This is a genomic window from Congregibacter litoralis KT71 (genome assembly GCF_000153125.2).
Lineage (GTDB): Bacteria > Pseudomonadota > Gammaproteobacteria > Pseudomonadales > Halieaceae > Congregibacter > Congregibacter litoralis.
Window position 1 is genome coordinate 3,985,366 of the sequence record NZ_CM002299.1, and the last position, 14,907, is coordinate 4,000,272.

Annotated in this window: 12 protein-coding genes; 6 read left to right on the forward strand and 6 right to left on the reverse strand. The window is 58.8% G+C overall.

Features of this window, described 5'->3' with window-relative positions; genetic code table 11:
- Positions 1–59: 59 nt before the first annotated feature.
- Both KT71_RS18050 and KT71_RS19885 read right to left on the reverse strand, forming a co-directional pair.
- On the reverse strand, positions 60–2,264 hold the full coding sequence (locus tag KT71_RS18050) for a molybdopterin-containing oxidoreductase family protein (protein WP_008293889.1): 2,205 nt from the start codon (positions 2,262–2,264) through the stop codon (positions 60–62).
- Between the two features lie 17 nt (positions 2,265–2,281).
- Positions 2,282–2,926: a TetR/AcrR family transcriptional regulator gene (locus KT71_RS19885; protein ID WP_008293888.1), complete on the reverse strand. Its 645-nt coding sequence runs from the start codon at positions 2,924–2,926 to the stop codon at positions 2,282–2,284.
- Positions 2,927–3,432: 506 nt separating this feature from the next.
- Between KT71_RS19885 and KT71_RS18060 the strand changes: the two genes are divergently transcribed.
- Positions 3,433–4,047, forward strand: a complete 615-nt coding sequence (locus KT71_RS18060; protein WP_008293314.1) for a DUF4082 domain-containing protein — start codon at positions 3,433–3,435, stop codon at positions 4,045–4,047.
- A gap of 310 nt (positions 4,048–4,357) precedes the next feature.
- On the opposite strand, the gene KT71_RS20725 is transcribed toward KT71_RS18060, so the two are convergent.
- The 3 genes from KT71_RS20725 to KT71_RS18070 all read right to left on the reverse strand — a co-directional run bounded on the left by KT71_RS20725 (position 4,358) and on the right by KT71_RS18070 (position 7,086).
- A complete protein-coding gene (locus KT71_RS20725; RefSeq protein ID WP_008293887.1) occupies positions 4,358–4,519 on the reverse strand; it encodes a hypothetical protein in 162 nt (53 codons plus the stop codon).
- 88 nt (positions 4,520–4,607) lie between these two features.
- The gene (locus KT71_RS18065) at positions 4,608–5,831 is read right to left on the reverse strand and encodes a hypothetical protein (protein WP_023660320.1); all 1,224 of its coding nucleotides are present in this window, start codon (positions 5,829–5,831) and stop codon (positions 4,608–4,610) included.
- Position 5,832: 1 nt separating this feature from the next.
- Positions 5,833–7,086, reverse strand: coding sequence for a hypothetical protein (locus tag KT71_RS18070; protein ID WP_008293885.1), 1,254 nt, complete (start codon positions 7,084–7,086; stop codon positions 5,833–5,835).
- A gap of 513 nt (positions 7,087–7,599) precedes the next feature.
- Between KT71_RS18070 and KT71_RS18075 the strand changes: the two genes are divergently transcribed.
- From KT71_RS18075 to KT71_RS18095, 5 genes are all read left to right on the forward strand, one after another.
- Positions 7,600–8,760, forward strand: coding sequence for an IS30 family transposase (locus tag KT71_RS18075; RefSeq protein WP_008293190.1), 1,161 nt, complete (start codon positions 7,600–7,602; stop codon positions 8,758–8,760).
- 168 nt (positions 8,761–8,928) lie between these two features.
- Positions 8,929–9,309, forward strand: a complete 381-nt coding sequence (locus KT71_RS18080) for a hypothetical protein (protein WP_008293883.1) — start codon at positions 8,929–8,931, stop codon at positions 9,307–9,309.
- Between the two features lie 284 nt (positions 9,310–9,593).
- Entirely contained in the window at positions 9,594–10,613 is a 1,020-nt protein-coding gene (locus KT71_RS18085) for a 3-oxoacyl-ACP synthase III (protein ID WP_008293881.1), read from the forward strand.
- Complete coding sequence (locus tag KT71_RS18090) at positions 10,607–13,210, forward strand: alpha/beta fold hydrolase (RefSeq protein ID WP_008293880.1); 2,604 nt, start codon at positions 10,607–10,609, stop codon at positions 13,208–13,210. Before KT71_RS18085 ends, KT71_RS18090 begins: the two co-directional genes overlap by 7 nt.
- Positions 13,207–14,190 (forward strand): NAD-dependent epimerase/dehydratase family protein, encoded by a 984-nt coding sequence (locus tag KT71_RS18095; protein ID WP_023660323.1) that lies wholly within the window; start codon positions 13,207–13,209, stop codon positions 14,188–14,190. The genes KT71_RS18090 and KT71_RS18095 overlap by 4 nt, the downstream gene beginning before the upstream one ends.
- Here KT71_RS18095 and KT71_RS18100 read toward each other — a convergent pair.
- Positions 14,187–14,876, reverse strand: coding sequence for a zinc metallopeptidase (locus KT71_RS18100; protein WP_023660324.1), 690 nt, complete (start codon positions 14,874–14,876; stop codon positions 14,187–14,189). The genes KT71_RS18095 and KT71_RS18100 overlap by 4 nt on opposite strands.
- Positions 14,877–14,907: the final 31 nt, after the last annotated feature.

The following is a 14,907-nucleotide window of genomic DNA, read 5'->3' on the forward strand; positions in this document are numbered from 1 at the left end:
AATGTGTCATAAGCCGCTGCTGCGCCTCCGCCCACCACTGTCGAAGCATCGCCATTGCCCTATCCCGCCAGCACCTGCTCGGACATACCCTCGGGCGGGTTTTCGAGCTTCACGATGCGCCCTGGGAATCCCTTGAAGTGCGGGATCCCCTGCTCGTAATCGAGAAACTCGGGATCATCCGGACACAGCACGGCGTCGCTGCTGATAAATGACCCCGCCAACTTTGCGTCACCGCGCATCTCGGGATACCACCAGCCGTGGGGCACCCGAATGTGTCCCGCCTTCATGGAGTCCTGGACCAAGACCTTGGCGGTGACCTCTCCCGTCGCCGTTTGTAGCTTCACCCAGTCATGATCGACGATGCCTTCACGCTCGGCATCCCGGGGGTGCATAAAGAGTTTTGGCGAAGGCATACGATCTCGCAGCACCTTGACCTGGCGTTGACCCGTCTGAAAAAACGCGTCCTCTCTTACCCCGGTGAACACGTGGTAGGGGTACTCCTCGGAGACAGCTGGTCCCTCGCGGTAATAGGGCAAGGGATCAAAGCCAAGTTTTTCGAGCACGCTGGACTTTAACTCGACCTTACCCGAGGGCGTCGCAAAGCCCGTCTTACGATACTTCCGGTACTCGGGAGGGTTGATGTACATGTAGTTGGCATCCGCAAGCTCCTCAAAGGTTTTGCCGGATGGTGTGAGTCGATAGTCCAGCATGTCCTCGATGGTCTCCCAGGGAAACAGCTCTTCAAAGCCAAAGCGATGGCCCAGATCCCGCCAGAACTGAAAACTGCTGCAGGCTTCCGCCGGCGGTTCCACCGCCTTTTGCGACAAGGTCATGCCGAGCTTCCAGTTCCAGTAATCCGAAATATGATTCCGCTCGCTGAACACGTCGCCGGGCAATACATAATCGGCGAGCATGGCCGTTGGCGTCATAAAGATGTCCTGAACAACAATCAGCTCCTGATTGAGCATGCCCTTGAGAATCTGGTGCTGATTGGGATAGCTCATGAGGGCGTTGTTGCCCAGCACAAAGAACGCTTTTACGGGATAAGGCTGTTCCGTCACCATGGCCCGGAACGTTGCACTGGGGTTTGCCATGTAGCAGCCCATCACGATGTCGGCATAGCCGTAGCCATAAACCCGCTCCGTGTGCTCTGACAGCATTTCCTGCGCGCAGTAGGTGTAGGCGGGATGAAGATCCGCGCCCAACTGCTTGGCTTTTTGCTCCGCACTGAGCATTTCGTGATTGCCAATCTTCGACTCGGGGATGTAATTGGGATCAAACCCCCCGAAGATCTCCCCGCCGGGGATATCGATGTTGCCGGTGATGGCGCGGAGAATGCCTTGGAGTCTAATCGCCGATGTCGACGATATCTGCATATCGGTAATCGGCGTCCAGGGAATACAGGCGCTCTCTGCCGTCGCGTAAAGCCTTGCCGCTTCGGCGATGGATTGTGCATCGACACCTGTAATCGCCGACACACGGTCGAGGGGGTACTCGTTGACGCGCCCGCGCAGTTCCTCAAATCCCAGGGTATGGGCTGCAACAAAATCCTTGTCGTAGAGTTCTTCATTGATGATGACGTGGAGCCAACCCAGCATCATGGCCGCGTCAGTGCCTGAACGGAGGCTCAGATGCATATCCGCCACTTCCGCCTGCTCAGACACGCGGGGGTCCAGCACAATCACTTTGGCACCGGCGGCCCGGGCCTGATTGATCATGTTAAAGATGGGCGTCCAGCTGTGTTTTCGGGGGTTGTGACCAAACAAGACGATGCATTTGCTGTTGGGAATATCGGGAAAGGGAAACCAGCCATAGGTGAATTTATTGACGGCGGCTGTGTTGCCCGCACACAGGGATACACCACTGATGTAGTTGGGTGTGCCGAGAGCATTCATGAAGCGTCGATCGAGGCTGTGGGTGGTTTGCGTGTTCCATCCCGAGGTGGAGACCGCGAGGGTCTCGGGACCGTACTTTGCCACCAGTGTTTTCAGACGCTGAGCAATCTCATCGATAGCCTGTGCGTAGGTGATTTCTTCCCACTGATCATCACCACGCTCACCCACGCGTTTCAGGGGTGTTTTAAGCCTGTCGGCATGATTGTGTATGTGGGCTGCGGCGGTGCCCTTGTAGCAAACGTTGCGAGCAAGGGCGGGATTGTCGTGGGCTTTCATGCGTTTGAGCTTGCCATCTTCCGTCTCAGCGCGAAGCTGACAGCCGATATCACAAATGGTGCATACGGAGTAAATCTGCTGATTCTTGGCCATACCGTACCGCCCGACCGTCAGGTCTGTTCTTGGGGTTTCACTAATGTGGGATTGTTTTTTGCAGCCTTCGCTAGGGTCTGGTCATAGTCCCGGGCCATTGATTGGAGCATGCCAAGGACGCGGGCTTCGTGAGCAAGACTCTCTCCGCGCCCCACAGCCCGGCCGAGACCGATCCCGATCAGCGTCTCTGTCATGGTGTAGTAAAGCGTCTCACCCTCTTCATCCACGCCATGATTCACGCCCTGATTCACGCCCTGATCTACACCAAAGCCTTCCCCCAGCTGCAGCACCATTGCGGGTGAGAACAAGGGGGCGTTTTCGTGGATAGCGGCAGCCAGGCGCGAGCCGAATTCAGGGTCATTCTGCGATGCCAGCCATAGCTCGATCACCGCCTTGAACTCCGGCTGTATCACCCGCTCGTAAGAGGCTCGCAATACCGCCTCCAGACGACCACAATCCACCACTGCTTTGACCGCTAGCAACCGCGTATATAGCTCTACCAAAGTGTCGACCAGTAAATCGGCGAAATCAGGAAAATGATGGTTGAGGGCGCCGCGCGTGAGCCCTGATCGTCGACAAATCTCCACGCCGGTCGTTTTCGCAAAGCCGAGCTCAATAAGCGCGTCAATGGTGCTGTCTACCAGGCGCGCTCGCGTTTCCATGGTTCTCGCGTCGTTTCGAGTCGGTAATTGGGCTGCAGCAATCGTCATAGCGCCAACATACATTCATGTATGTATGCTTGCAAGGTAAACACACTGTTGAGCCTTGGGAGCGGACGGGTACGCGCTGATTGTTGACTGATTTGGGGACTGTGTTGCTATTGGAGCTTAGGACCGCTTCCGCCTATTTTGAGTCGTTCACAGCCCCTGGGAGTGGATGACCGCTTCTGACCCACTTCTGCCGGTCAGGCTGGAAGAGGTGTCAGGTTTCTTTGCACCTCCAATATCGGTCATTCGCTATTAGGCCGCGAATATGGCCGTTTACGCCACATATCCGAAGTTGCCGGGCTACTCAGTGTCGGGAAATTTAACAGGTGGGTCATAAAAGTAGAGGGCCACGTCAGAGCTTCGCCGGTAAAAAACTGACTGATATAGGTTATCCAGTGATGGGCATGGATCATGCATTGTTTGCAGCCTCACCATTTGTTAGAGAATAGGAGTCGATAAGGATGATGCGTTACTTAGCAGGGTTACTTTTTGGCCTAACGTCTACAATCGTCGCTGCTGGCCCGATCATAGACCTCACCACACCAGGAGCAGAGTTTGGCTCGTCGAGTTATACGTTGGGGTTTGAGTTCGCAGTAAGCAGCGCAATCTCTGTGACTTCTCTCGGAGTTTACGACTCAGGCGCTGATGGCCTGGAAGAGAGCGCTCAAGTAGGTTTGTGGTCGAACGCTGGAGACTTGTTAACGTCGACACTTGTTCCTGCGGGCACCGCTGGAGAGCTCGACGGATTGTTCCGGTTTGAGTCAATCAGCCCATATCTGTTGAGTGCGGGGCAAACGTACGTAGTTGGCGCGTATCTTGGTGGTGCCGGTATCGCGTCTTCGTGTGACACGGGCCAAGGGGGTGCGTGTGCGATCGATCCGCAGGTCAGCGTATTCAATGATCGTTATTCCCCTTTCGATTCCACCTTCGGCTTTCCGACGCAAACAGACAATACTGGCGGTGTGTGGCTTGGCGCTAATTTCCGCTTCGAAGAGGCATCGTCCGTGCCTGGCCCGGGCAGCCTCGCCCTTGTAGGCTTAGGACTTCTCGTCATGGGGCTGCGTCGCGAGGCTTAAACCAGACCAAACCTGACATGGCCCGCTATCGCGGGCCCCTTCTACTGCCAGGCTCTGGACGATCACCAACGACAGGCTCGCCCCAACCTAGGAGTCTGCGACGTCTGCTATGAGGGGGAAGCTGCCGCAGAACCGGTGCGCATCAAACTTGCACTGTTGGCCTATGGCGGTCCTAAAAACCATTTTGTTTACTCTCCATCGACCGGCCGCTATGATGTGTTTTGGGCCATTGCTAAGGACCGCTTCCGCCTAAAAAGTACCGTTTGCCGGCCCGCTCAAGCCGTGCCTGAACGTCGCTCGCGGTAGGGTGTCAGGCCGTTCGCGTGGAATCGTGCCGGGCGACGACGTCCCGCAGAAACACCTTCATCGCCTCGCCCATCTCGTGGAAGGCCGGGTCTTCAAGCGGCAGGTGCGTGCCGTTGGACAGCTCGACGAAGGTCTTGTCGGTCTCGCGTCGTTCGAAGATCGGCATGTTGAGCGCGGTCGGCGTCCTGTCTCATCCGCGCCGGGCTGGATCAGTGCAAGCGGGCAGTGAGGCTTCGGCGATTGCAGCCGGCGCTCTAATCGAACAGCCCGAAGTACTCCATAAAATCGTCAACTCGCACGTCGGCCAGGCCATCGGCTGACGTGCAGGCGATGGCAGCGACATGGCCCAGGGACTTGCGAAACGGCACACTCTGCTCGTCGTAGGCATCGGTGGTTTTACGTAATACGGCGTCGGGGTTTGTTTCCCAGATGTAGGTCTTCACATCATTCCAGTTTTCCACGACGCAAGCTTCGACATCCCCGATGCTCTGGGCGCCCAGCAACACTGGACGATTGCGCGCCCAGGGGTACTCAAAAGCACTCGCCTCTATCCGATCCTGCCGAGCCGAGCGGCGGGCCCCGTCTACAAACGCGAGTGCCGCTTTCGCATCGCGGGTATGGCGTTCAAAGGCCTGCCAGATCATGTCTTTGATCGGGTTCGGATCGCCATCGAGCATGGCATTCACAACATCCTGGGCACGCAGCACGAAGCCGTAGCGCGCCATGGCATCACGGGTAACCTGCTCAATGCGGCTGGCGCTGACCTCGGTGCCTCTCCGCAAACGTGCCACCACCTCAGAGCCCAACGCGATGTCTCCAGAGGGATGCGAAACCAAAAAACCAACACGCTCAATGGGGTCCTTACTGTCCTTTGGTGAGCAGGGACAGGCCGTCATGTAGCTGTAACGCGACCACTCGCCTAGTGCGACAGGATAAGCAGCGTCGCCCGGCGCAAGATCCGGCGCCGCGGCAACAGGCCCGTTCGGACTGCTTCGCCAGTCGGCGGGGAAACCAAAATAGGCTTCGTCGTTCACGCCAAACTGTAGCTCCAGAATTTTGGCGTAGGCGTTACCGGCAGAGCCACCCTGAAGTTGCATGCCAAAGGTGCTGCCCTTGAACGCATCGATCCATTGGTAGCGCTTGCGCAGCCAATAGCCAAACTCATTGCGCAAATCCGCGTTGATCTCGCCGGTGCGTGCGAAGTGGCTCCAGAACGCGGTCTCAGCCGCCTGCAGGGAACGATGCCAGCTCGCCACCACACCGCGGGCGTCAGCAAAAGCGGTCAGCGCCTGCACCGCCAGCTCCGCCTCGTTCTTGTCAGCGATGTCATAATCGCGTCCACCAAAGGTCCGGGTGTCATTCGGCGAGCGGTAACCCTCGCTGACATAAATCAGGGGAATAGGCGGTTCGGGCCACGCCTGCGCGTGTAGTGGGCCCAACAGCGCCAGCACGAGCACAGACACGAGGGAATTCTTCATCTCAACGGCCTGTGAGCTCTGCAATCGTCAGAACGTTGTCGGCCCCAAGCGGCTCGCCCTCGTATATACCCCGTCGCGAAAGCACGCCGTTGCCATTGGGATCCGTCACTATGTTGAGCAAACGCGCGGCGCCGAGCTGGGGAATGGTGTAAATCGCCGCTCTCTTGGGTTCAAAGGAACTCTCGAACAGAGGGCGCTCGATCAGAGGTGGGCTACTGGAATTTCTGGCAGGCGCCATCGGCGAGCTGACGCCGTCTACATAGTGAATGAGGTTGACAACGCTGATGACGTGTTCTCCTGCATCGTTGAGTGTGTCGTTGACCTCATCGATAAATGCCTGGCCTATCAGATACTGCCCGCGCGCCGGCGTGAATCGTATCGGCACAATCGCCGCATCAGCGGCGCGGGCATCGTGCACCACCACGGTCATTGGGTTACGCGTAAATGCTGACTCGTCGAGCCAGGCACGATAAAGCGTAAAATCCAGGCCACGCCCAAGCTTGTCCGCCGCATAAAACCCCCGACTGGCCAACGGATTCGGTGTTGCCGGCGTCGGCCGGGATCGCGCCTTCATTGCACTGGTCTGGGCGATCACGGTCTGCTGGCGTGCATCGCGGAGTTTTGCGTATACCGGCCTAGGCAGCCAGTCTTCCTGCTGGCGCACTGAGAAAAAACTGAGGCGTGAACCGGAGCCGGGCGGAGGTTTGAGCGAGAGCATCGACAGCTCGGGACACGCTGTCGTAGCGAGCTTCGCAAGCTCCGCCACCGCTGCAACAAAGCGCTCATTATCATTCGTCATCGGTGCCGGCCCCTGCAGGTTGAAGAACATTCGTGCAGAGCAGTCTGTGCCTCGCTCAGGCATGGGTTCTAGGCGATAACCGTCGACGGGCGGTAACTTTGCCGGGTCCGGGCGCGGCGGTGCCGCTGCGGTGATTGCGTCTGCGCCACTCAGTATGGGCATCGAGCGCACCTGCCAGCGCGGTGCCCGGGCGATGCCCTGATAAACCAGCTTATCTTGCGCATAGCCCTTGAGCACCAGTTGCTTCATGGCGCTACAGCTCGTCGATGCCCTCTGCCGTTGCACCACCACCGCCACCGCGTCGATGCTGAACGCCGAGGCTTCAACTCCCTCCAGGCGTAGGGTAACGCGGCGATCACAATCGCTGGCACCATCGGTTATCGAGATTTCTGCGTGAGCCGGAATGGCCAGCAGGCCTATACTGCTCAGCAAAACAATCATGGTTCGCACAAGCATCGTCGCTCTCCGGGTTGAAGTTCACCGACGTGTGAGGATAACAAAATCGCCCGCGGATTACGCCGGCTTAGGCGTGTGCTCCGCTGAATTCAAAGCGGCAGCTGGCTGCTGATGTTACGGCTCGCAAGTCGTAGTAGTTGTTGAATGTGCACCGCCGACCATCCAATCGGTGCGAGACCATCGTAGCGGAGCACCGGTCGAACGGGTGCAGGGAATAACGGTACCCGAGGAATCGTTGCTGTGATCTACCGCGCTAACAAGGGCCCTCTCGTCGCAACGATGTACATGCGAGACGCGAATGTGAGTTTGGCGGTACGGAACGCCACGATTGCGCGTGTTGGTAGCGCAATTGATACGCAGTTTGGCGAAGACTAGTCGAGGAGACCCTTAGCCCATGCAAGCAGTCCTAAAAACCACCTAATTTAGCCTTCGGCGACCGGCCGCTTTGAGGTGCGAATTCAATTGATCAGTGCAACACCCTGTTATTTTCACTAAAACTGGGAGTGTTGCGATATGCCTCGAAGGATCAATCGAAAGTACACCGATGAAGAGCGATCCAAAATCTGGGATCGATACAAAGTGGGTGATTCGGTTAAGTCGATTGCCCGGTCACATCATCGAACCTCATCGTCTATCCACGGATACCTTTCGCGTACTGGCGGAATTCGTCCACCGGTAAGAAAGCGACCTGATCAATCCCTGTCGCTGGGTGAACGGGAGGAAATCTCCAGAGGTATCGTTGCCGGCCTCCCCATTAGAACGATCGCCAAAGATCTAGGACGCGCCCCTTCAACAATTAGCCGAGAGATCAACAGGAATGGGGGCGCAGACGCGTATCGAGCCACTCTCGCCGACAAGAATGCGTGGGCTCGAGCGCTACGCCCCAAAGTCTGTAGACTGGTTTTGAACCGGCCGCTTTGTCAGCAAGTTGAGACCAAGCTTCGGATCAAGTGGTCACCTCAGCAGATAGCGGGATGGTTGAAGCGAGAGTATCCAGGAGACGAATGGAATCAGGTGTCGCACGAAACGATTTATCGCAGTCTCTTCATACAAGCCCGTGGAGCACTTAAAAAGGAGCTTCAGGAGTACCTTCGATCGAAGCGCCATATCCGTCGCGCACGAACCTCCACCCTCAAAGATGATGGCCTTGGCGGCATTGCAGGTGCTATCTCCATCAGCGAGAGGCCGGCCGCGGTGGAGGACCGCGCTGTCCCCGGACATTGGGAAGGCGATCTGATTGAGGGTTCAAACAAGACGTGTGTGGCTACGCTTGTTGAACGTCATACTCGCTATGTGATGTTGGCAAAGATCGATAAAAAGGATAGCGAGACCGTTGTTAATGCGCTGATTAAGCAATCAAGACAGCTACCGAGTGAGCTTTATCAGTCGTTGACGTGGGATCGCGGAACAGAAATGAGCAAGCATCACCGATTCACGCTGGAGACGGACATCAAGGTCTACTTCTGTGATCCCAAGAGTCCGTGGCAACGAGGATCAAACGAAAACACCAATCGTTTGCTGCGCGAATACCTGCCCAAATACACCGACCTATCGATTTACTCACAGTCTGAGTTGGACTGGGTAGCGAGGCAGCTAAACGAACGCCCAAGAAAAACGTTGGAGTATGAAACGCCGGCAGCTAGATTTAATGCGTGTGTTGCATCGACCGGTTGAATTCGCAGGTGTTAAGTGACCCCTGCGGATCACGGCTTTCGCCCAACAACGGACCTAAGCGACACATAACTGAACACCTGCTTATCGGAGCATATAGGTAGTCCAACCCATCACCTGTCCCACCTGTTACATTGTTCGCAGAACTAGGTGTGCAAAGGGCTTGTTAGCATGACCGAACCTGAATTTCTTGAGGTGATCAATCTCCACGCCGTAAGCGCAATGAACGCCTTTGCAATATATCTGTCGCTGACCTTCGCATTTCTGACGGCGATTTATCTCATTGGTGCGAGGCTTTCCAAAGCGCAGCTAATCATGGTGGGCAGTCTTTATCTCGCCTGGTCCTCATCTTTCGCCCCGGTCGCGATCGTGCATCTAATCGCTTTTGATTCTCTATTTGAGGAATACACAGCTTTTGCACGTACCAGCCTGTGGTACCTCCCTTGGACAGAGTTTGCCGTCGGAATAACACTATCCGGGATCGCGATCTGTGGTTATTTCGTGTTCGACATACGGCAAGGAACCATAGGGAAGGGTTCCAATGGTGAGTAGCTCCTCCCGAGAATCGGTGTCTGTCTAACGGCGGCCCTTAAATCGCGTGATCTTACCCTCTCCGGCCGGCAGCTTTAAAATGCGAGCCACTCCCCAAAAGCGATCGCAAACAAGCTCACGCAGTTATCGGCACCCCGGCTGCAGGTGACCTGGAATAAGAAACTCCTAAAAGTAAGGTCGTCCTCTTTCGCGAGTTGATTGAAGACCTCCAAGCAAACCCACCTTTACTTGCCGTTGCCTGCCCGGACTGCGATGATGATCGGCTACTCTTCTAGAGACCTCCAATGTCCGGAAACGCCAAATTTACGCTCAACGACACCGCCATCGTGTCGGTCACTGCTCACCACGCCCCAGAAGTCGTCACCTCGGCGTCCCTTGATGATCGCATCATGCATACCTACGAGCGCCTGGGCACCCAACCGGGTCTTCTGGAAAGTCTCGCCGGTATTTCCGAGCGACGCTGGTGGCCAGAAGGCCATACCTTTACCGAGGCGGCGGCGGAGGCGGGACGCAAGGCCATGGCCGCTGCGAATATCAAGCCCGAGCAGGTGGGCCTTCTCATCGACACCTCCGTGAGTCGAGACCGGCTCGAACCGTCGTCAGCGGTCACCGTTCACCACTTACTCGACCTGCCCTCATCCTGTCTTAACTTTGATATGGCCAACGCCTGCCTGGGCTTCATGAACGCCATGCAGGTAGCGGGGATGATGCTCGACAGCCGCCAGATCGACTTTGCGCTGATTGTCGATGGCGAGGGATCACGACAGCCCCAGGAAAAAACCCTGGAGCGCCTTGCCTCCGACGAGGCCACGGTGGCAGATCTCTTTGCGGATTTTGCGACGCTGACTCTGGGATCCGGCGCGGCGGGGATGGTGCTGGGGCGGCATTCCGAAAACGCCGGCAGCCACAAGATCATCGGTGGCATCAATCGCGCGAACACCTCACATCACAAGCTCTGCGTGGGCACCCTGGACCAGATGCGCACCGATACCGCCGCGCTCCTGGAGGCGGGACTCGACGTCTCAGAGCGGGCCTGGGCGAATGCCGAGGAATACGGCTGGCTCGATATGGATCGCTATGTCATCCATCAGATCTCGTCGGTGCACACCTCGATGCTCTGTGAGCGGCTTGGCATTGACGTCGACAAAGTACCTCTCACCTATCCCAAGCTGGGCAACACCGGCCCCGCCGCGGTCCCCCTGACCCTCGCCCAGGAGTCCGAATCCCTGAACCCCGGAGACCGGGTTCTGTGTCTGGGCATGGGTTCGGGCATCAACGCAATGGCGCTGGAAATCGCTTGGTAGACGCTGCACCAAACACCACCGCTGCGGCTGAATCAGCCATCGACCTCTCCGCTGACCTGCGTGCCGACCTGCTGGCCGACCTGAAAGCCGAGCTCCCGGCCGACTTACCGGGTCTCGATCCCTCCTGGTCGCGATGGGTAGAAGCGGGTGGACATGTCTTTCATGTGCTCGACAATCGCGTTGCCGACGCGACGCTGACCCTGGTCTGCGTGCACGGAAACCCCACCTGGTCCTGCACCTGGCGGAAGGTCATTTCCGAGGCCGGAGCAAATGTGCGTGTCATCGCCCTTGATCAACTGGACATGGGGTTTTCTCAACGTACGGGCACCACCCGTCGCCTGGGCCAGCGCATCGCCGATCTCAACGCCGTCATCAATGCCCTGAACATCACCACCCCCATCATCACCGTCGGTCAGGATTGGGGAGGCGCCATCTCCCTGGGATGGGCGACGCAAAACGTCCATCGCCTTGCGGGCGTGGTGGTGGCAAACACCGCGGTGCATCAGCCCGAGGGAGCCCGGGCGCCGCTGCTGATCCGCATGGTGCGACCGTTCATCAAGTGGGTGTGCGTGCGACTCCCCCTATTCGTATGGGGGACTACCGTACTGGCGCGGCCACCCCTGCGCGGCACCTTACGCGATGCCTATCTCGCCCCCTATCGCAGCGCAAAACGAAGAACGGCGGTAGGCGACTTCGTCGCCGATATTCCTCTCGAACCGGAACATCCCAGCTACGACGACCTCAGCGCTATCGCAGAAGGCCTGGCGCGGCTTGCAGATATCCCCGCGCTGATGCTGTGGGGACCCTCAGACCCGGTGTTTTCTGACCTGTACCTGCGGGATCTCGAGCAACGGCTCCCCCACGCCGACGTACATCGCTTTATCGGCGCCGGGCACCTGGTGGTAGAAGACGCCGATGTCGCCGGAACCATTCATCGCTGGATAAACGCGGAACCCGCGCCAAAGACAATGGCGGCGGAGAAACGCCCTCCTCTCTGGAGTGCCCTGGATAAACTCGATAGAGACACCAGGATCGCGGTTACGGAAGCCACGCCCGACGGGACGCAATCCATCACCTTTTCAGAACTGGCAATCACCGTTCGCCAGACGGCTGCCGGTATGGCCGCCCACGGCATCAACAAAGGTGACCGCGTGGCACTTCTCATACCCCCGGGCATCAACCTGAGTATCGCCCTGTACGCCTGCTGGCGTCGTGGCGCGGTCGTGGTGCTCGCCGATGCCGGCCTCGGGCCCGTAGGTCTCACGAGGGCGATGGCATCGGCATCACCACAGTATGTGATCGGGATTAACCGCGCTTTGGCGGCGGCCCGCTTGCTGGGATGGCCGGGGGAACGTATCTCCGCCACCATCCTGTCAACGATGGAAAAACGAATTCTGGGCGCCACAAGCAGCCTGCCCGAGTTGCAGACCCTGGGCCAAAGCGACCCGCTGCCGAATGCCCCCCTCGACGACGATCCCGCCGCCGTGGTGTTCACCTCGGGATCGACGGGACCTGCCAAAGGCGTGGCCTACGGTCATCATCAGTTGCAGGCACAGCGCGACGCCCTGATGAGCGCTTACGCCATCACCGAGTCAGACCGACTGGTGGCAGCCTTTGCTCCCTTCGCCCTTTATGGGCCCGCCATGGGAATTCCGTCGATGGTCCCCAACCTGAAAGTCACATCGCCGGGAACCCTGAGCGCCGAGGCGCTGGCCGAGGCTGTGGCGGCTATCGACGCGACGCTGGTGTTTGCCTCGCCTGCGGCCCTCAGCAATGTCGCGGCGACAGCGGATGCCCTCAGCCCCGCCATGAGCCGGGCATTCCAAACGGTGCGGGTACTGCTGTCCGCCGGCGCGCCGGTGCACCCCAAGGTGCTGCGCAGCGCGGTCGCCCTCATGCCAAACGCCGAGGCGCATACGCCCTACGGTATGACCGAAGTGCTGCCCGTCGCCGACATCACCCTCCGGGAAATCGAGAGGGCGGGCCCCGGCAACGGTGTGTGCGTGGGCGTGCCCCTGCAGGATGTCATCGTACGCATCAGCCCTCTCACAGGCACCGGCGCGACGTCGGATGCTCTTATCGAGGCGCCGGAGGTCACGGGTGAGATTGTCATTCAGGCACCCCATATGAGAGAGAGCTATGACAAGTTGTGGGCGACGCAGCAGGCCGCTGCAACGCCGCCTGGATGGCACCGCAGTGGCGATGTGGGCCACTTCGACGATCAGGGCCGTTTATGGGTCGAGGGGCGTATGGCCGACATCATCACCACGTCCGAGGGCCCCCTGACCACCGTCGGCATTGAGCAGGCAATAGAGGAACTCCCGGATATCACCCAGGCGGCCGTAGTGGGCATAGGACCTTCCGGCACCCAGCAGGTCGTGGCTGTTATCTGCCCGGCGGATCCCCCACGGAAACCGCGATTGGCGGCGATTGACCGGGCGGACGCCGTGCGCTCCGCTGCCAAAGTTTCCATCAGCGCCGTCCTGGAGATCCCGCAAATGCCCGTGGATCGCCGTCATAACTCCAAGATTCATCGCGGGGAGCTGGCCAACTGGGCGGCCCGCATTCTCGCCGGCGGACGAATGTCATCCCCATGAGGGTATTGATCACCGGCGCCACCAGTCTTTTGGGGCGGGCTATTGCTAAAACACTATTGGAGCGCGGCGATAGCGTTGCGGTACTCCAGCGCAGACCCTGCGGTCTCCAGGTCGATGAATATCTTGGGGATATCACAGACGGGGCGCTCGTTTCCCGGGCCATGGCCGGGGCCGACGCCGTGATTCACCTGGCGGCCCGGGTATCCGTGGTGGGTCCCTGGGCGGAGTTTCAGCGCACTAACGTGGAGGGCACCCGGACTGTTCTTGAGGCGGCGAGGGAAGCAGCCTGCAGTCGTTTTATTCAGGTGTCCTCGCCCTCCGTCGCCCATAGCGGCACTTCTCTGGTGGGCGCCGCTGCAGAACCGGCAGATCCTAAAGGAGCACGGGGCTCCTACGCTCGCTCCAAGGCATTGGCAGAGCAGATGGTGCTGACCGCAGAGAATATGGCCGTGGTGGCCGTGCGCCCGCATCTCGTGTGGGGACCCGGTGATACACAGCTCGTCGCACGCATTGTGGAGCGGGCGCGTCAGGGACGTCTTGCCGTGGTGGGTTCGGGGATGGCGCTCATCGACACCACCTACACCGACAATGCCCGGGACGCCATCGTTGCCGCCCTCGACAGAGCACCGGATTTATCCGGTCGTGCCCTGGTAATCTCCAACGGCGAGCCTCGCCCTGTACAGGAGCTCTTCGATCGCATGGCCAGCGCTGCAAAGCTCTCTCCAGCCCGGCTCAAAGTTCCGACCGTGCTTGCCAGGGCCGGGGGACGGCTTGTCGAGGGCATCTGGAATCTCACAGGACGCCAGGACGATCCGCCGATGACCGCCTTTCTGGCTGAGCAGCTCTCTACGGCTCATTGGTTTGATCAACGGGAGACGCGCAGGCTTCTGGACTGGACACCGGCGGTGTCCCTCGATGAGGGGTTCCAGGCGCTCACAAGATGGTATGCGCCTGAGCAGCGCTCATCGTCAGAGGCTTAGCGGCGAAGGACTGCCAGCCATCGTCCCAGGTTCAGCAGGCTTCCCAGGGAGGCCGCCACATAGGTCAGCGCGGCCGCTTTCAGAATACGGTTGGCGTGGGGCAAGTCTCCTTCGTGAAGATACTGCCCCTCTTCCAGAATGGGCAGCGCTTTGCCAAAGCTCGCATCCAGCTCCACGGGCAGCGTCGCAAGATGTACCAGGGTGCCGACAAACATTGAGCCAATGGCGGCAACGAAAAAGGCCAGCCCAAGCGCCGGCGCTCGCGTAAGCATGATCACCACGGGCGCGGCGATCATCGCAATGCTCCCGATCCGCTGACTCCGGATGGCAAACTTCGCCAGCGTCTGACGACTGCGAAAAAGTCGCTCGTCCCGCGCATCCTGAATCGCGTGCCCTACTTCATGAGCCGCCACGGTAATGGCGGTAAGGGAGTGGCCATTGAATCGCTCCTCCATCAAACGCACTGCTTTTGCGTCGGCATCGTAGTGATCGCCGACGGTGGTCTCCTCCACCACCACCTCCTGAAGATCAAAACGATCCAGAAGATGTCTGGCAAGTTCAGCCCCACTGCCCTGGGCCCCATAGCGATCCGCAGGTTCCTGATACTTCTTGAGCACCCGCTTCACCCACAGCCCGGGCAAGGCAATGGCGCAGATCAGAACAATGGCCATTACAACAAACAACACGCGCCTATCTCCGCCCCGTCATTTTGACCCC

Excerpts from the sequence above, each read along its gene's own strand:
- KT71_RS18065 (WP_023660320.1), bottom strand. The coding sequence starts at position 5,831 with ATGAAGAATTCCCTCGTGTCTGTGCTCGTGCTGGCGCTGTTGGGCCCA.
- KT71_RS18060 (WP_008293314.1), top strand. The coding sequence starts at position 3,433 with ATGATGCGTTACTTAGCAGGGTTACTTTTTGGCCTAACGTCTACAATC.
- KT71_RS20725 (WP_008293887.1), bottom strand. The coding sequence starts at position 4,519 with ATGCCGATCTTCGAACGACGCGAGACCGACAAGACCTTCGTCGAGCTG.
- KT71_RS19885 (WP_008293888.1), bottom strand. The coding sequence starts at position 2,926 with ATGGAAACGCGAGCGCGCCTGGTAGACAGCACCATTGACGCGCTTATT.
- KT71_RS18070 (WP_008293885.1), bottom strand. The coding sequence starts at position 7,086 with ATGCTTGTGCGAACCATGATTGTTTTGCTGAGCAGTATAGGCCTGCTG.
- KT71_RS18050 (WP_008293889.1), bottom strand. The coding sequence starts at position 2,264 with ATGGCCAAGAATCAGCAGATTTACTCCGTATGCACCATTTGTGATATC.
- KT71_RS18080 (WP_008293883.1), top strand. The coding sequence starts at position 8,929 with ATGACCGAACCTGAATTTCTTGAGGTGATCAATCTCCACGCCGTAAGC.
- KT71_RS18075 (WP_008293190.1), top strand. The coding sequence starts at position 7,600 with ATGCCTCGAAGGATCAATCGAAAGTACACCGATGAAGAGCGATCCAAA.
- KT71_RS18095 (WP_023660323.1), top strand. The coding sequence starts at position 13,207 with ATGAGGGTATTGATCACCGGCGCCACCAGTCTTTTGGGGCGGGCTATT.
- KT71_RS18085 (WP_008293881.1), top strand. The coding sequence starts at position 9,594 with ATGTCCGGAAACGCCAAATTTACGCTCAACGACACCGCCATCGTGTCG.